This window comes from Acinetobacter sp. YH01010, from assembly GCF_013420775.1.
GTDB lineage: Bacteria > Pseudomonadota > Gammaproteobacteria > Pseudomonadales > Moraxellaceae > Acinetobacter > Acinetobacter amyesii.
In genome coordinates this window covers 128,700-146,834 of record NZ_VOYF01000003.1, presented here as the reverse complement: position 1 = coordinate 146,834, position 18,135 = coordinate 128,700, and the positions used below count along the sequence as shown (strand labels likewise).

The 18,135-nt window shown below is 37.5% G+C and carries 12 protein-coding genes; 11 read left to right on the top strand and 1 reads right to left on the bottom strand.

From position 1 onward, the window contains the following. Window positions 1-9 precede the first annotated feature (9 nt). From FTT77_RS17235 to FTT77_RS03790, 11 genes are all read left to right on the top strand, one after another. Window positions 10-2,925, top strand: a complete 2,916-nt coding sequence (locus FTT77_RS17235; protein WP_180108937.1) for an AAA family ATPase — start codon at window positions 10-12, stop codon at window positions 2,923-2,925. A gap of 12 nt (window positions 2,926-2,937) precedes the next feature. After that, on the top strand, window positions 2,938-4,230 hold the full coding sequence (locus tag FTT77_RS03835; RefSeq protein WP_180108936.1) for an McrC family protein: 1,293 nt from the start codon (window positions 2,938-2,940) through the stop codon (window positions 4,228-4,230). A gap of 100 nt (window positions 4,231-4,330) precedes the next feature. After that, window positions 4,331-4,537, top strand: a complete 207-nt coding sequence (locus FTT77_RS03830) for a hypothetical protein (protein ID WP_257224012.1) — start codon at window positions 4,331-4,333, stop codon at window positions 4,535-4,537. 309 nt (window positions 4,538-4,846) lie between these two features. Next, window positions 4,847-6,337, top strand: a complete 1,491-nt coding sequence (locus FTT77_RS03825) for a hypothetical protein (protein ID WP_180026584.1) — start codon at window positions 4,847-4,849, stop codon at window positions 6,335-6,337. Continuing rightward, complete coding sequence (locus tag FTT77_RS03820; RefSeq protein ID WP_180026585.1) at window positions 6,334-7,797, top strand: hypothetical protein; 1,464 nt, start codon at window positions 6,334-6,336, stop codon at window positions 7,795-7,797. The genes FTT77_RS03825 and FTT77_RS03820 overlap by 4 nt, the downstream gene beginning before the upstream one ends. A 39-nt stretch (window positions 7,798-7,836) precedes the next feature. Next, on the top strand, window positions 7,837-8,247 hold the full coding sequence (locus tag FTT77_RS03815; RefSeq protein ID WP_180026586.1) for a hypothetical protein: 411 nt from the start codon (window positions 7,837-7,839) through the stop codon (window positions 8,245-8,247). A gap of 33 nt (window positions 8,248-8,280) precedes the next feature. After that, the gene (locus tag FTT77_RS03810) at window positions 8,281-12,006 is read left to right on the top strand and encodes a tubulin-like doman-containing protein (protein ID WP_180090158.1); all 3,726 of its coding nucleotides are present in this window, start codon (window positions 8,281-8,283) and stop codon (window positions 12,004-12,006) included. A gap of 78 nt (window positions 12,007-12,084) precedes the next feature. Further along, window positions 12,085-13,518, top strand: coding sequence for a hypothetical protein (locus FTT77_RS03805; RefSeq protein ID WP_180026588.1), 1,434 nt, complete (start codon window positions 12,085-12,087; stop codon window positions 13,516-13,518). A 29-nt stretch (window positions 13,519-13,547) separates the two neighbouring features. Then, the gene (locus FTT77_RS03800; protein ID WP_180026589.1) at window positions 13,548-14,210 is read left to right on the top strand and encodes a hypothetical protein; all 663 of its coding nucleotides are present in this window, start codon (window positions 13,548-13,550) and stop codon (window positions 14,208-14,210) included. Window positions 14,211-14,283: 73 nt separating this feature from the next. Then, on the top strand, window positions 14,284-14,838 hold the full coding sequence (locus FTT77_RS03795; protein WP_180026590.1) for a DUF2799 domain-containing protein: 555 nt from the start codon (window positions 14,284-14,286) through the stop codon (window positions 14,836-14,838). Window positions 14,839-14,853: 15 nt separating this feature from the next. Then, window positions 14,854-16,137 (top strand): tetratricopeptide repeat protein, encoded by a 1,284-nt coding sequence (locus FTT77_RS03790; RefSeq protein ID WP_180026591.1) that lies wholly within the window; start codon window positions 14,854-14,856, stop codon window positions 16,135-16,137. Between the two features lie 1,086 nt (window positions 16,138-17,223). Here the strand turns inward: FTT77_RS03790 and FTT77_RS03780 are convergent. Continuing rightward, a complete protein-coding gene (locus FTT77_RS03780) occupies window positions 17,224-17,955 on the bottom strand; it encodes a Fic family protein (protein WP_180026592.1) in 732 nt (243 codons plus the stop codon). Between the last annotated feature and the right edge of the window lie 180 nt (window positions 17,956-18,135).

Genomic DNA, 18,135 nt, shown 5'->3' with positions numbered 1-18,135 from the left:
GAGAGTGTTGTGAATAAAACGATATTAAAACAGTGGTTAAATGATTATCTTGAGTCGGGTGATGGAAAAGGATGGCGTAAAGATTATGAAAATACCTTCGATAAAGTTCAGGAAATAAAGAAAAAGCTCAATAATGGTTATAAGTTAACGGCCACAAATGATTTTGAATTTTTAAGTGAGCTTCTGAAAAATGATGCAAATGGGGTTGCATCTAAAGGACAGTCAAATCTCGCAAACGGAGTATTTGATAAGCTAATTCAAGATGTGGAATTTCTTAATGTTGTAGAAAAACTTATTCAACAGCCGAATGAAGAGACATATCAAGCGTTGAATAGTTATGGTGGTCGATTACTTACGGAATTGGGGAGTACTCAGCGACCTTTATTATTCAATCGAGCATGTGCTTCATGTACTTTAGATGTTTCAACAATTGTTGATCGAAATAAATTTCATCAATTTATTGAATATGTAACAACTCACCAAATCATAGATTTTCCTCAAGAAGTCAAAGAGAAAAGTTGGTATGTAAAGAACGTATATTTAGTTCAGAAAATTAGAGAGACATTAAAGGCAGAGCTTGAATCAGGTCAAACAGATATCTTTTGGCTAAATATGTTCTTGTGGGACATTTATGCTGAGAAAGTAGCGACTAATTTTAGTGCGAACAATGCTATTGATTATCTCAAGGATAGATATCCGAATACTTATTCGGGTACGACACATATAGCCGCGTTTAAGACAGATTTAGGTCGAGAGCTAGCATTAGACCCAAAAATAAAAAAGCCTGTAATTTTCTGTGATGCAGAACCACCGATAGAACTTAAATTACCAATTAAAAAAGTCTATTCAGAAGCCGATACTCGGAATCAACATTTGTCTACACATGCTAAATCATTGATGCTGGGTAATAAAGCATATTTAATTATTGTGAGCACCCTTGACGAGTTAGAAAAGCTTTGTGATTGGTATGAGCAAAGTGATGATCAGACCACAGCACTTGAACGTAAAGTTAATCTATTCTTAACGAACTGGCCTGCTGAGCGATTAGCACAGCTAAGCATCGAAGATTATCATCAAGCAAAAAATATCAATTGTTTTATTGCTCAAATCGACAGTTTTGATCCCACTCAAGGTGAGCCAACCTTTGCTAATTATTTTGATGTTTGGGAGCCTGTTAATTTAGGAAAGGATGATAAATATCATAATGTGAAGCCGTATTCATGGCATAAACGACTAGGTGATGATGTAGAGTTAGCATTTAAAACTCTTAAACAAGAAATACTCGATATTGTTGATGCTGTGCAGAAGCGTGATTTAAACGCAATTGATCAAATCCAGTTCCCTAAACCATTGAAATGGATGATTGCTTTCTTATATCAGGATTTCAATAACCCTTTAATTATTCCTATCGTGACTGAAACGAATATTAAGCGTATTGGATATGAAGAGTATGCACGGAAACCATTACTAGAATTTTTACCAATTTTGTTGGTTAGTCAGGGTACACACTCATTTTTCCCATATGTGGAACAACTTTTTGTAATGGTCAGAAAAGGCTATTTGGATAATAAACAAAAGAAACAGCAAGCTAAAGAATCACTGGAAGACGTCATGACTCAACAACCTTTAAACCGTATTCTTTTTGGTGCTGCAGGTACTGGGAAAACATACAATACCATTACCCATGCTTTAGCAATTTTAGAAGGCAGAGATTTAATAGAAATTGAAAAACTAGAAAAACAACTCGATGGGAGAACAAACCTAAAAGGGTTGTTTGATAAATATAAAAATGAAGGACGCATTAAGTTTGTGACCTTTCATCAGAGCTTTAGTTATGAAGATTTTGTAGAAGGTATTCGTGCTGAAACGGATGATAATGGGCAGTTAAGCTATGATGTAAAAGCAGGTGTATTTAAAGAGATTTGTGAAGATGCTCAAATAGAAATTGATACTAAGCAAAATAATGTATCAGCACCGATTGAAGCGAGTATTAATAATGCAATTGATAAACTCATTTCACAGGCTAAAACAGAGGAAATGATTTTCCATACTAAACGTGGTGCGGAAATTAAAGTATCAAGTAATTCAGCAGGTACTTTATTCGCTCTTACATCTAGAGGAAGTAATATCACTTTATCTATTAGGCATATTCGAAACTATTTGAAGACACAAAGTGACATTATTGTGGATCAAAAGAGCTATGAGTGGGCAATCGCAAATTCTTTACGTTCAGAGGTTCAATATTCAGATACTAATGAAAAAGTAAAACCTTATGTGCTGATCATTGATGAAATCAACCGAGGTAACATTTCCCGTATTTTTGGTGAGTTGATTACACTCATTGAAGACTCAAAACGCCAAGGTGCTGAAGAAGAGTTATCTGTAATCTTGCCTTATTCCAAAAAAGAATTTTCTGTCCCAAGTAATGTCTACATCATTGGCACAATGAACTCATCAGATCGTTCTTTAACAGGCTTAGACATTGCTTTGCGCCGGCGCTTTACCTTTATTGAAATGCCACCGAAGCCAGAGTTATTGAGTGATATTGAGGTGGAAGGTCTGAACATTGCTGAGCTGTTAAAAGTCATCAATCAACGTATTGAAGTGCTGTTAGACCGTGATCACTGTATTGGCCATGCCAATTTCATGAGCTTAAATAAAGATCGTACTCGTGAGCATTTAGCAGCAATCTTTAAACAAAAAATTATTCCCCAACTGCAAGAGTATTTCTTTGATGATTGGTCGAAGATTAACATGGTGCTAAATGCTAATGGGATGTTGAAAGCTAAACCTGTTGAACGCTCTGCATTATTTCCAAATGTAGAGAGTGATTCAGATGGGTTCTTTGAAGAACAAAAAATATGGCAACTAAACGATACTGCATTTGATTCAATCGCTAGTTTTAGCAAAATCATCAAGCACTAATCGGGGATCTATATGCCTGATTTTACTGTCCGAGAATATGCCTTCATTAGCGAAGTTTATAAAGGTTGTCCTGAATCTTGTTTAAACCATGCTTATATTCCCGAAAAAGCATTTATGTATCTGTGTGAACTCTCTGCTTCATTTTCTAAGCACGGTGCAAAAGTATTTGAATTAGCAGGACATAGAAAGCTTAAGCTAGATCAATATGTTGGGGTGATAGAAACCCCATGCGGTACACGGATTGAAATTCTTCCGAAGCATGTAGAGCTCAACGGCGAAAGTGATCAGGAGGTTATTGGTCAAGAGCGTAAGCTCCTGCAAAAAATGCTCAGTGTTTCGTTGCATTTACCTTATAGAGAGGCAGGGAGTGCCAATTTAAACCGTTTCAAACAGCCTTTGCATGAATGGATCATGACACAGTTCCTTGCATCATTTGAACGTTTAGTGCAACGGGGTTTACGTTTTGATTATAACCGTGTACAAGAGGAACAAAAGTTTTTACGTGGGCAATTACAGCATGTGAAATACATGCGCCAACCACCGACAAAGAAACATATCTTTCCGATTGAGCATGATGTGTATGAGGTGAATCGACCTGAAAATCGTCTGATTCGTACAGCCTTAGAAATGGTGTGTAAAAAGACCAAAGATGCCAATAACTGGAAGCTTGCTCAAGAGCTACGTTTGATGACCAGCGAAATACCGCGAAGCCTAAACATTCAGCAGGACTTTAGGCAATGGCAGTCAGGGCGGCTACTCGCTTTGTATGCTGAGATTAAACCTTGGACGGAGTTAATTTTGGGTGAATACATGCCTGTATCTACTCAAGGGGAATGGCGTGGCATGAGTTTACTCTTCCCGATGGAGAAGCTATTTGAGAACTTTGTAGCTTATCATTTGCGCCGTAACTTACCTGAATATACGGTGAAGACACAACATGCGACGGAGCATATTTGTCAGCATCAACAGCGCAATATTTTTAAGCTTAAGCCTGATATTTTTATTGAGTGTCCAGATGCCAAGCCAATTGTGATGGATACTAAATGGAAGTTGATTGATCAAAATGATCGAGCTGGGCGTTATGGTTTGAAAGATAGTGATATTCAGCAAATGTTTGCCTATAGCCATTATTACCTCAAACATGACAGTGATGTTGTACTTGTCTATCCATATCGGAAGGACAAATTTACGCACTCCTTAGATGACTTTGAGTTTAGGCTAACCACTAGTGCAAAACTACGTGTCGTTCCTTTTAATGTAGATGATCCCAAAAGCTTCAAAATTAATAAGTCTTTTATCATGTGAGGTTAGTCCCATATTTGGGACTAAAATCTACTTTTTAGCTAGATCGGTCCCAATTTACGGATTTATCGTTTGGCATAAAGTGGATCATGCTGATTTTGAGATGTATCGTGATAGAGAGCGTAATCACTTAACACGTCTAACTCAGTTTAGAGGGATTTATCCGATTTGTTCAGCAGATGCTGTACTTAGAACTGACCAATCCGATCATAATTTGCAGTTAGTTGGACATAGTGTAGAAAGTCCTTTTGCGTATGTGTATAGCTTTGATCGGGTCTTGATGACAGGTCTGTTATTGAGTCAAGTTTAAAGGAAATTAGGGTAACTTTGGGTAAAAATTTAGATCTTCATTTTTTTTAATCACCAGATTTCATTAGAGATTTTGGATGAGTTAAATTGCCACCACCACCACCCTAAAATTAAGATCATTTCGACTAAATCGCAAATAGGACAATTAGATAAGAAATAATTATTTGTTAAAATTTGTTAGAAAATATTTAATTATTGTTAAGATTAAATTAAATATATAATTTTATTGAAAAAAAATTAAATAAATGGTTTGAAAGTAAAAAAAAATGTCTAGAATGTAGCAAAAGAAACTCAAAATAAGGGGTGTGTCTTGGTTCATAATCATGATAAAGCAGTTTGGAATTTGGCATCCGGAATTTGGGTTCAAGATGATCAAGTCGGTTATATTTTAAAAAGTACGCCAAATTTAAATGTTGAAAATCATGTGAACCCTCACTTTGTTCAGCAGTTGTTGAACTTACCAACTTTGGCTGGAAAAGTGTATCCACCTGAGTTCTTATACGATCCTGAAACAGGTACCCCTTTAGAAAAAAAGCAGGTTGATTCCGAAGCATATTGGCTTCCTCCTTATGGGCAGGGACGACATTATGATGATAATCGTCAAAGCATGGATAGCCATGGATTACAGTTAAGTCATCAACTTAAAAAATTAAAGAATGAGCCACAGATTGATGCTGATGCGGAACAGAAAATAAAAATGCCACCAAGAGGTATTTTTGAATTTGTTTCTATCAAAGCTAGTACTGAGATTCCTCAACTTGTGGCATACAATAAAATCAATGGCAATCTTTTGATTTGGAGTCAGAATAATCAGGAGTGGTTGGAGTTAAAAGCTGTAGCACACCGTTTAGAAGGTTGCCCGGAACAACTAGAAGAGTACTTACAGCTCTTAGGGGTGGTGAATGAAGCAGGTGTTCAGACTTTATACATTCCAACCAAAGCAGGTTTAGCACGCGTCATCATTGATGGTTTGTCATTAAGCTACCGAGCTGAGTATGTTACGCCATCCAATAGTTTATGTTTGGGTACACCTGTTTATTGGAATAAAACGATATTAATACCGATTTTGATTGCTGATCAGGTCAAGCTTTTTAATGTAAGCAATCAAGCATCAATCATGTTGGATCATACGATCTCTGAAATGTACTTTGAAAAAGTGGTTTATGACACTAGCCGTATTATTTGGGTCGGCACATCAGGTCAGTTGATTGTAAAATATAAAAGTTCTGATGATGAAGTACTTAATGCTATCTATAAAATATGGGTGCCGAGTTATACACCTGACTTCCGTTTTGGTGCACCTTATGATAATCAAAAAGGCAGTTTCTATCAATTTGGTACAACTCAAAATAATGAAAAAGGTCCATTGTGCTATATCGAACTAGATTCTGAAGACCAGTTTGATAAATCACTTGAAAAATCGCCATCATTTCGTTTTACCACAGGTTTATCAAAGTTTGCCCTAGATGGTAAATTGGAAATCAAGCAAGATATTTGGAAAGAAACAAGCGCAGTTGAATCCACCCATCGTTTTACAGTTCCAATGATTGAAGATGAGAAAAAGCAGTTAATTTTTGGGTTTAGCTTTGATACAGAGACCAATGTAGGTATTGAGCAAAAACTTGCAGATGATACAAAGCAAGACATTAAATTATTTATAGATACACATGATGGACTCATTGATTTCCATCGTGTTCAAGTAGAAAAGCCACTACAGTCAAGATTCTTTATTCATCAGAATGTTTTGTATTTCTATAACTCAAGCTTAACTGACATCTTAGGGTGGGAGCTTGCTGTATGAAAAAATTGGCATTGATGAGCTTATTAAGCCTTTCAGCATCTTTTGGCTATGCAGGACAGCATGCATTCTTGGTACAAAACTCAGGTTGGATGGAACCTTTTTATCAAGATCAAAACTCACAATTAAAACCACTGGTCAATGCAGTGGTTCAAACCGTAACTCAACCAAATGACACTGTTGCAGTGGTAATGTTTAACCAAAGTAATCCATTGTCTAAATCACCTTTAGTGATTTACCAAGGAGCAGGGAAACAAAATGTTAGTCAGCAGTTGAGCCAACAGAGCATTGCGAAAAAATCTGAAAAAGCATATGCAGACACAGATTTTAAGGAAGCTGTCATAGCAACTATTACAGGACCATTTGCTAAGAAGTCAGGCATAATTTGGATTTTTACAAACAACAAAAATAGTCCAAATAATGATGAAGCAACTGCTGAACGTAATAAAGAATTTTATGAGTTAGTGCATTTAGATCCAGCTATTAATAAAGTAATGGCATACCCACTAAAAATGCCTGTGCAAGGGCAGCATTTTAATGCATCTGGATTAATGGTCTATGTATTAGCCTATGGAGAACAAGCTGAGGCCGAGTTAAATCATTTAGTTCAGTCTGGGCAAATGGAAAAAGTTTTCACGCAGCAACCAGCATTATTGAAGCCCTTAGATAAAGAGCCAGTCCAGCTCATTCCGACAGGAGTGAAAAACTCATCTACGATTCATGCATCTTTAGCATCTGACCAAAAAACATTAGTGTTTAATTTAGAACCTAAAGATATCATTCCTGAATTAAAGCTGACCGCAGATCTAAAAAATAAATTTTATCCGTACAACATTGCTGCAACACGTGTTGAAGCGAAGTTGAGATTAGCTAATGGTATGCAGGCACCGATTCAGATTTCTGAAACGGATATTCGTTTGATGACTAAAGACAATACTAAGCTTGAGTTTCAAGTGCCTATTCCATCACATTTAATTGTTTCTCCATGGTCTTGGGAAGTTTTTAAGGCAATGGGTAAGGCAGTTACAATTCCTGCAAATATTGATGTGACTTTGTACGAGCAGAAGCTCAGTCTATCTGAAGATTTTAAACAGAATTTGCAGAACTTATTTCCTGGCGATCCGTTGTCGGATGTATTTGTAGCACCTCAAAGTATTCAGTCTTCAACGGCAACGATCCCTGTGCAATTCCGCTTGCAATATCCATTATGGCCTGTTGTGGTCATAATCACTGGGATTTTATTGTCAATTGCTATGGTTCTTTTCGCGTTAGCACTGGGGTCAAAACGTAAAAAATATGATGTCTGGGTCAATGGCTTGAAGAAACAAACCATCCAATTAAAACCGTTTTCTAAGATAAGTGTTTATGGTGATTCAGGACAGGAAATCGCGATTGTAAAACGAGGCATTTCAGATGCATCTGTTCAAGTTATAGATAAAGAATTTAGTGTGACACTTCGTTAAATATTAAAGACAGATCTTTAAAAACATCCAGGGGGATATATGTCAGAGTCAAATACAAATAACGGTTTTGTATTACCTACAGCAGATGAGCAAACACAAAATGAAGCAAGTGGTGTTGCGCAGACTGTACAAGAAGTGAATGTACCTACTGTACAAGAAGAAACTGGCTCTCGTGATTTGATGATTGCTGGTGCAATTATCGCAGTACTTTTAATTGCATTCTTTTTTGCAAAACGTGGTTTCAGCAATAGTTTGGTGAAAAAACGTATTTCGCCAAGTAAAGCGAGCATGGCTGGATGGTGGTTATTTATATTTCTTTCTGCAGTAGCAATTGGTGCAGTTTTAGCAGCGGTGAATCCTGTTAAATTTTTATCTTTATTAATTTTAGGGCCATTAGGTGTGGTTGCTTTGGTGAGTGGTGTACTGACCTTTACAACAAGCCGTGCTTAATTAATAACATTAAAAAGAATTAGAGAGATCAATATGACAGACGCACAAAGTGTCAATACAAACACGGCTACCAAATCTGCAGAGCAGACGGTAAAACTCCGACCAACCCTTTACATTGGTGTGGGTGGTACAGGTATGGAAGTGATGATGCGTGTGCGTCGTCGTATTCTCAATGCAAGTTGGGGCAGTGATAATGTTCGCTTAGAAAACTTATCACAATTCCCCATCGCGCAATTCATGCACTTTGACTTAGATCAAGGTGCAATTATTGATAGTGGTCGTGCACAAACTGAAGATTTGCAATACAACTTGGTGAAATTTACCGATGATGAAAAGATTGTTGAATCTTTTGATATCGAAAAATATAGCCGTGATGATGCATCATTAAGTCGTTATCCGCATATTCAAAATTGGTTGCCGTTAACTCCTAAAAAAATTCGTGAATTAGGGATTGATCCTGCCAAAGGTGCAGGTCAGATTCGTTCTGTTTCACGTCTATATTTCTTTGATAAATATCCAAAAACACGTGATAAAATTCGATCAAAGTTAAATACTTTAAAAGCAGGCCTGTCTCGTGATGACATACTGCGTAAGCTCAATCTTCAACTCGATACCAGTAAATTCCGTATCGTGGTATTAGGTTCTGTTGCTGGTGGTACAGGCTCAGGTTCATTCTTGGATATGGGCTGGTTATCTAAGTGGGTGGCAAGTAATGAAGTTGAAGCAGCTGATGTTGAATTGATGCTATTTTTGCCTACAGGCTATTCAAGTGCAAACAAGGCACGTACTGAAGCCAATGCTTATGCGGCATTGATGGAAGTTGAATCTGCGATGGTGGGTCATTCGAAGTATGTGGAAAAATGGGATGATTATGATCGTCCTCAGCTTGCCTCTAAGCCTTATGATGAAGTGCATCTGATTGATTCCGGTAACTTAGCTCGTCAACATACAGACAATATGAATGATGTGTATTCGATGATTGCGGACACATTATTTGAGGACTACCGTTCTGCTGACTTCGCCAATCGTAAACGTTCAGTTGCAGTCAACCAACGGCAGCATAAAATTCATATGTTTGCGCCACCTGTACCGACAGGTCGTTTCGGTGACATGAAACTAAACTATTCATGTGCTTATTCAGCATTTGGGCAAGCAACTTTAGATACGCTTGGTCGAGCGCGCTATGATGAGTATGCCTATAGTTTGGCTTCCGATATGCTGAAAGCATTCTTCGGTGTCGCAAGTGCCAATCCTGCTGCAAACCGTGCGAGTGAAAAAAAGCGTGATACATTCATGGCTGAGAACATGAATCTTAGTCTAGTGCCATTCAACAATCTTCCTGAATTTTCTGCTACAACACTGAAAAATCCAGAAATTCGTGAACTCAATACAGAATTCATGGATTTAGAAGTTGTAGATACTTTACTTCGTTCAGGACAGAACGGCGTGGAAGTGGATATTGCTGAAGAAACCCGTCAGCGTGTCAGTCAACGCATTAGTGAAATCAGTAATATTGATCGTGATCAGTGGGCAAATGAAGTCCGGAAAGCGATGCAAGGTTTAATGCGTGATGTGATTCGTAATCCAGATGCGATGGCAGATACTGCTGAAGATCGTGTCATGCGCCGTCGTAAAGCACTCTTTGAAAGTCTCAAGAAAGATATCGAAAGTCGTTTATATCTGTATTTAGATAATCATGAGCAAGGCGGTTTTGAATATGTGATTTCTTTAGTTGAGCAAATTAAAGATCGTATTGAAAATGCGAACTCTGGGATTGCATTACAACTGAAAAATTCAGCAAATCGTTATACTGCAATTAAAGACGCTTTGTTGACCTATGAGTATGAAAAGCAACTAAAAGATTTGGAAGAGACCAAAGGTAGAGGTCTACTGAGTATCTTTAGTGGTGGCAATAAAGAAGAACAAGCGCGTTCAGTATTAGATAATTTACGTAAAGATATTGCTAATGTACTTTCCTTCCATCTACGTGCCAAAGCTGCTTTAGAAGCGATTGAGCTGATGCAAGATATCTCAAGCTGGTTAGGTAACAGTTTAGGGGTAGATGAAAGCGGTCGCACTATTTGGAATGGGGTGATGGGTGATCTACAAAATGGTCAAGAGTCAGTTATCGATATGATGAACCGTCTTGATCATGATCGTGAAGTAATTCATCAACAAATTCGTACCAAGCACGCCACTTTGCAAATTATCGAAACTGAAGATGTAAAAGAACGGAATATTGATCCTCGTTTACTCTGTGAATGGGCAGCAGAAGCATTTAAAGACTTCGGCGGTTCAAAAGAGCTCTTTAAAGTTCTTGTTGATCCAGATCAGCAAACACCATTATTGATCAAAATCATTCGTATGGCAGAACGCCGTTTGGTTGCTTTTGAACAGAATGATCAAGAGGAAGATCCACTTTACAAAGCACTTGAAAATATGAGTGTAGTGGAGCGTCAAAATGTCTTTACCGAGTGGCTACAGCGTGCCATGCCTTGGGTCGACGCTAAAATGGGAGGTGATTTCACACCACCACCAGACCGTTTCAAATGTTTTATTGGTGTAAATGGTGCAGATCAATTCAGTAAAAAATATAAACATGAATTGACGGGAGCTATTCCGAGCGGTCTAGGCTTAAATGCACAAGCATTGTCGATTGTGGAAACAGGTGAACCTGGTCGTGCAGTGTGTTATGTAGAGCTTTCAGGTATTCCACTGACCATTTTACGTGGTATTGAGACGTGGCGTACGAGCTATCGTAAAGAGAGTGAAAGAACACCATTACATACACATATCGATTCAACACGCTTTAAACATCCATATGCGCCTACACCTGATGAATTAAATAATTTAGCGGATGACTTTAAGTGTTACTTGAAAGCAGTGATGTTGGGCGTCTTAAAACGTTGTGATGTTCCAGGCTTGATACCAAGTGGTCAATATGAATTTGCGGTTGCACGTGGTGATGTACGTCGTTTAGGAAATGAGCGTGGCTTCCGTTTAAATGGTTTGCCTCAGACCTATCGCGATAATATTTATGATCAAGTTCAACACAAATTTAAGTCACTCAGTGATGCGAATTTAACCATGTTAATTGCATTGGTTGATCATTATGAGCGTGAAGTCTATACCCCACGTCTTGTTCAAAATGAAACGGGTGCACAAGTTGAACATGTCGGTTTTGCATGTGCAATTGCAAAAGAATTGAAGCGAGAGCTACTTGAACTTGCTCAACGTAAGGAAATTCCTCAGGACCTTATTGATCGTGCATACGAGTTAACTGAATATCGCGAAGAAATGGAAAAATGGGCTGAAGTGCTCAAAGATTCGGACGAGGATGCATATCAGGATGAAATTCGTGAGCCAAATAAAGGTCGACGTCTGAAATGGGTGATGAATATGTCACCAAGTATCTTACAAACACATGAACAACTTCTTGTGAAAAAAAGTGTGGCAGAAGTAGTTTCGCCAATAGAGACTTTTGCAATGCCTGGCATGACTCCACCGCCACCTCCAGGCGCGATGCCACCACCCATTCTGCAGCAACCTCAGTATCAATATCATATAGCGATTAATGGGCAAAACTTTGGACCATACTCACATTCTAAAGTGGTTGAAATGTTGCAGCAGCAACAAATTAACACTGCAACGATGGTATGGCGTGAAGGTTTAGCTAATTGGATCGCAATTGCCCAATGCCCTGAGCTTGCAATGCCTGTGCCACCACCAATTCCAGGCATGCCGCCAATTTTACAATAATGCCCATCGTAGTATTGTTCTCGAAGGAGGGCAATACTGCTCATGCTCAACACAAAAAGAAGTAATAGGTTAAATGAAATGGTTAAGCAGCAAGAATATACAGCTTGTATTGGATGTAAGCAGGAGCTACAGCTCAAAGTAAAGTTTTGTCCTTTTTGTAGTGTTGCACAAAGCGTTCAAGCTCAAACTCTGCCTGTAGAGCCAGAAGAAACATCGACTATTCCACAAGAAATAGTCAGTGACTTACCAGAATCGACGGTTAGTGAAACACTAAGTGAAGCTCAAAATAATGAGGCTGCTGATACATCGGTTGTGGTCAAACATATTACGAAAAAGGGTAAAGAATTAGTCGGGATCATTGTCGTAGGTGCATCTCTTGAGTTAATGCGGACTTATGATCGATATGCTTTTAAAAAGGAAGAAGGTGTTTTTGTCCGTTTAAAACATTTAGCAAGAATCCCAAATGAATTTTTAAGCTCAGAACAATATAAACTAAAGTCTCAAAAAGATTTATTAATTCAAGACAATGAACCAGATGAGTATTTTGAACAGACGTCATCTGTGGCAAGTGTTGAAAGTCCTTTACCATCAAAAAGCATGAATCAGCAAACACCTTTAGATTCACCACAGCCCAAAAACTCTATTTTTAAATATATCGCGATTTCTTTTGCCGTATTTTTTATTGGTATTGTCATTATGTTTAGTGGTAATAAGGATACAGATCAAGCGATTTCTGTAGATGAAGAGCCTTTGGTAGATTCATGTGAAAATGTAAATGCAGAAGTTAGTAGTTTATTGAGCGAAAAGATGCCAATGCGTGCGTTGAGTATCATCAAACTCAACCAGGCAGAATGTAAAACCAATGCAAGTTTTGTTCAATTGGTTGTATCGGCTGAAGCACAAGCAACTTCTGCAAAAGAAAAGCTCACTTTAGCGAAAGAATATTTACAAGCTGGGAACTTGGAGCAAGCACATCAGACATTGCTTGCTGCATTAGAGCTTGATTCAGAACTTGTGGGGGGCGTAGAGTTACTGCCACAAATTGAATCGATGATTGAAGAATATAATCTTCAGCAAGAACAAGAAGTAGAGGAAGTTCCATTAGAAAGTGAGGCTGTACAAGATGCTATTCAAAACATACCTCAACAAAATACCAATCATCAGGTTGAGCAAGCACAGCGTTTAGCACAAGCAGAACGTGAACGAGTAGAACTACAACGTCAAGCAGAACAGGCTCAACGACAAGTTGAACAAGCACAAAGAGAACGTCAACAAGCTTTAGAAAAAGAGCGTCAAAAAGCTGAAGAAGCGGCACGGCGTCAAAATGAAGCACGTTTTGATTCTCAGCTCAGTCGTGCAGAGCGTGCATTAAATGCGAATAACTACGGTTTGGCTAAATCTTTGGCTCGAGAAGTATTGTCTGCTTCCCCGAGTAATGGTCAAGCAAAACGTATTTTACGTCAGGCTGAAGCAGGTGAGTCAGCGGCCTTTGACGATATGGTAATTCAATAATCATTTGAAATGTGAAGAGGGGTAATAAAATGAAAAAATCTATGTCTATTGCTATGCTGAGTTCAGCCTTAGCCGTTTCAGGTTGTGCAAGTACTGGTGGATTGGCAACGTCAGCCAATGGTGGATGTAATACTGGAATGTCTACAGCAGTAGGTGCATTACTTGGTGCGGCAATCGGGGCATCTGTGGGTGATAGTACTTATGCTGCAACAGGTGCTGCCATTGGTGGTGCAGTTTTTGCAGCAGGGTGCGTAATGATTAATGCACACACTATTCAAAAAAAGTCCGCTGCTGAAGTTGAAATGGCATATAAACAAGCCAATAAAGGACAATTGCCACAACAAACACGGATACAACAATACTCAACAGTTGTTCTTCCTAATCAGACTATTCAAGCAAATCAAAGTATTACAGTGAAATCCGATTTAACTGTAGTTGAAGGGGTCGCAGAGCCATTACAGCGTGTACAAGAAAAGCTGGTGCTTAAAGATGCAAATGGTAAAGTGATTCGTGAATTAGTTAAGGATGTACAAATGACCAATAAGCAAGATTTTGGCTCAGGGGCATTTGAAAACTCATTTAGCTGGAAATTCCCTATGAGTGTATCAAAAGGAAGATATGTCTTAGATACAGAAGTTCTTGTGAATGGCGTGAAAGTTGCAAACAACACACGTGTGATTACATTAACTTAAATCTAAATAGACCTTCAATGGGTTATGGGGAGTTGAAGGTCTTTGAATAAAAAACAAAACATTTGAGGGTGAAATGAAGTTACAAATGGTGTGGTTGGCAAGTGTTGTCATGTTAAATGGCTGTGCTATTATGTCTAAAAATGAATGTCTTTCAGCAAACTGGTCGTTGATTGGGCAGAATGATGGTTATAATGGTAATGGTTCATTCATGCAAAAGCGTGCTCAAGCATGTATGAAGCACAACGCGATTTTAGATACAGAAGCCTATACTACTGGTTATAAGAAAGGTCTAAAAAATTATTGTAATCCACAAACGATTTTTGATTATGCGTTGCAAGGTAGAGGAACATATCAAAGTTGTCCAATGGAAATGCAAAATAATTTAAGACCCTATTACAATGTGGCAAATAAGTTTTATCACGCGAATAAAAATTTAAAATCGATTGAAGATACAATTGCTACAGCAAAATCTAATATGTATAGCTCTGATCTTAAAGAAGAGTCGCGCAAGTATTATCGCGAAAGATATAACGAAGCTAGTAATAAACTGGGACAAGTTCAGCGAGAATATAATCTAGCAGAGCGAGAAATACAGCAATTTAAGCGAACAGCGAGTTTTGAATACTAAGTGTGAGTTATAACTTTGAAAAATGCAGTTTCTGATTCAAAAACAGAGACTGCATTTTTTATTTTAGATCATAAAGAATCTTCAAATTATTGGTTTATTTATATGAAATATTTAAAGGCAAAATTACTTTTCTCATCACTCGTATTAACTTTCCCTTCTTATGTGACAGCTAATACAAAAAGCGAAGAAATTCATTCCAGAGTTGTAGGTGGTATTGATAAGGCTGGTGAAATGGCTACCCTTGGAATTGAAAAAATGTTTTCACCATTACATAAAGGGGTTGAAAAAGTTGTCAAGCCGCGTGTTGATAAAATTAATGGTGAGTATTATTTTAATCTCGGTAATGCTTACTATAAGGGAAATGTCTCGTTTAATAATCAATATATCCAAAAAGATGATGTTAAAGCATTGGAAGCATGGACGAGTGCTGCATATCACAACCATAAGTTTGCGCCATTTAATTTAGGAATCATGTATTACAAAGGTGAAGGAACGCCTGTTAACAAACAAAAAGCCTGTGAATGGTTTCTGCGCGGAGCTTTATTAGGTGATACTGGGGCACAAGCAAATGTGGGTACTTGTTATTATACTGGTCAGGGAATGCAACAAGATTTACCTGAAGCATTAAAATGGTTCTCATTAGCTGCAACAGATGGAAACAGAGTAGCTCAATTCTTACTTGGTGAAATGTATTATGACGGTCAAGGTACAGAATTAAATTTAACTTTAGCTAAAGAATGGTATGAAAAAAGTGCAGCACAAGGTCATGAAGGTGCTCAAAAAAAACTAGATAAACTTAAAAGTTCATGGGATATGCCATATAAGCAACTGACAGTGGCAAATACAGCAGGAAAAGTTATCGATGGTGATGCATTTTTTATATCTGCTGCAAATCATGCAAAAAATGGTGATGCAAAAGCACAATTTGATCTTGGCATCATGTACTTTAGAGGAATCGGTGTACCTCAAGATTATATAAAAGCTTTAGAGTTTTTTGAAAAAGCTTCTGTTCAAGGTCATGAAAGAGCAAAAGACTATATTTCACGGACCTATTTTGCCTTGGGATCAGATTATTTCAGCGAAGATGCCGGGGAGCGTCAAGATGATCAAGAAGCATTTAAATGGTTTTCAAAAGCTGCTGAACTTGGTCATGCTCAAGCACAATATATAATAGGTATCATGTATTATTTTGGTGAAGGTATTCCAAAAAATGAATCTAAAGGGGTTCAGTTGATAAAGCAGTCTGCTCAAAACGGTTTTAAAGAAGCCCAAAAGGTGATTGATGAATATAAGCTTTAAACTAAACATTTAAAAATGGTATTTTGTTTTGAATTGAGGAGGATGAATTAGCATAAAATGCTGTTTCATCTTCTAGATAATTCTCCAATAAATAATCGAAGTAAAAGTAAAAGTAAAAGTAAAAGTAAAAGTAAAAGTAAAAGTAAAAGTAAACGTTAAGTGGCCATTAACGGTCGTTTGTTACCATTGGCTTTGTATGATTTTTCATGTTTATAGAATAACAATCAATTTGTTGTATGGTCTTGTACTTATTTAAATGTATCGAACAAATATTTGCATACCAAACTGTAAGGGATCTTGCGATCTTAACCTGTGATATACACATTTTGTTATGGCCTCCCAGGCTGAAGTACGATACGTTTGTCATGCAACTTTGCCCAGTTAACCAATCAAACACTAATAAATTCAGATCCAATGTCATAGTGAATTGCAAGTGGTTTATCTCGCCATTCAAGCAACTAATTCAGTGTACGAATGACTCGTAGTACAGGCATTGATAGCCCTATTTAAATCACCAATCCTATATGCCGATAATCATCAATCATGTTCAACAAGCGTTTACTTCGTCCATCACTCAGCTGGTCAGGCATGTAATCTAATGATCATACTTACTCAGGCCGAATAGGTTCTTTCAGTCGTTTAATTAATGAGGCATACATACCACTATATTTAGCACGCCATTTCTAAAAACTCGCCTTACACATGCTATGTTCTCGGCAAAAAATGGTAACAAGGGGGTACTAGATTCAGCTTGCTTCAAGATGGACATGATATGACTGTCAGGATATTAAGATGTTTTCATGAAGAATCTCCAGCTTGTATCTTAAGAGAAAATTCTACTTTTAGATCCTATTATTTTTAGGGGGATTACCGTAGCACCTGAAATTAAAATGTTTTGCTGACGATAACCTCCTACATTGCCATCATCAATATTTTTAGGATGCTGAATTTTAGCGGTATTTTTCGCGGTACAATGACATTGGTTGGTTATAAATGTTTATTATAAACAATTATTTAAATTGTAAAGATGGTGCGCGCTGAGTGCACTATCCCATCCAAATAAATTAAAATGTAAGTTAGATAGCTCTAAATACCTAAAACAACCTGATACGGCTTAAACCCTTCCAATACAGCCTCAGAAACCAACTGAATAAAAGCTTCAGTCTTTCCATAAGCCAACCATTGATCTAAAGCTTCATAGTAAGCCAAACGATTTTCTACTGTAATCACACAAGGCAGATATCCAGCTTTAAGTAATTCGAGATTCATCAATAAGCGTGATGTACGACCATTCCCATCAATAAATGGATGAATGCCTACAAAGTCTGCATGTACTTTAGCTGCACGTTCAATAGGATGTAGCTTATGTGCCTCAGTATTGTACCAATCGACAAGCTGAGCCATTTTATCATTCAACAATGTATAGTCGGGTGGGTTAGTCGTAGCACCTGAAATCAACACGTTTTGTTGGCGATAACGTCCTGCATTGTCATCATCGATATTTTTTAGAATGAGTTGATGGATATTACGAATCTGCCATTCAGAAAAAGGTTCTTCTTTACGAATAATATCTTCAACATAATAGATCGCATTTCTATGGTTAATTGCCTCGAAATGTTCTCGTAATGCTTTTCCACCAACGGTAATGCCTTCCAAAACCACTTTTGTTTCTAGCAATGTCAGTGTATTGCCTTCAATTGCATTTGAATGATATGTCCAGCGAACAATAAGATCTTCTTGTAGATTTTTTACAATTGCAGGAGAAAGAGGACGATGCTGATCTAATTTTGTTTTTAAAGCATCTATATTGTCAAACATAACTTTCACCCTGAAGTTGTACTCTTGAATGATACATGAAAAAAACAAATATAAAAAAGGAAGGTTATAACATATCTTTTAATGTTAAATGCATACGTGTTAAAATCAGTAACCATTTCAAATCCTGTTCATGAATTTGAACAAAATAAATTTTGTGATTCAATGCGCTAAATCTAATTT

Excerpts from the sequence above, each read along its gene's own strand:
- FTT77_RS03820 (WP_180026585.1), top strand. The coding sequence starts at position 6,334 with ATGAAAAAATTGGCATTGATGAGCTTATTAAGCCTTTCAGCATCTTTT.
- FTT77_RS03810 (WP_180090158.1), top strand. The coding sequence starts at position 8,281 with ATGACAGACGCACAAAGTGTCAATACAAACACGGCTACCAAATCTGCA.
- FTT77_RS03805 (WP_180026588.1), top strand. The coding sequence starts at position 12,085 with ATGGTTAAGCAGCAAGAATATACAGCTTGTATTGGATGTAAGCAGGAG.
- FTT77_RS03795 (WP_180026590.1), top strand. The coding sequence starts at position 14,284 with ATGAAGTTACAAATGGTGTGGTTGGCAAGTGTTGTCATGTTAAATGGC.
- FTT77_RS03800 (WP_180026589.1), top strand. The coding sequence starts at position 13,548 with ATGAAAAAATCTATGTCTATTGCTATGCTGAGTTCAGCCTTAGCCGTT.
- FTT77_RS03835 (WP_180108936.1), top strand. The coding sequence starts at position 2,938 with ATGCCTGATTTTACTGTCCGAGAATATGCCTTCATTAGCGAAGTTTAT.
- FTT77_RS03780 (WP_180026592.1), bottom strand. The coding sequence starts at position 17,955 with ATGTTTGACAATATAGATGCTTTAAAAACAAAATTAGATCAGCATCGT.
- FTT77_RS03815 (WP_180026586.1), top strand. The coding sequence starts at position 7,837 with ATGTCAGAGTCAAATACAAATAACGGTTTTGTATTACCTACAGCAGAT.
- FTT77_RS03830 (WP_257224012.1), top strand. The coding sequence starts at position 4,331 with ATGTATCGTGATAGAGAGCGTAATCACTTAACACGTCTAACTCAGTTT.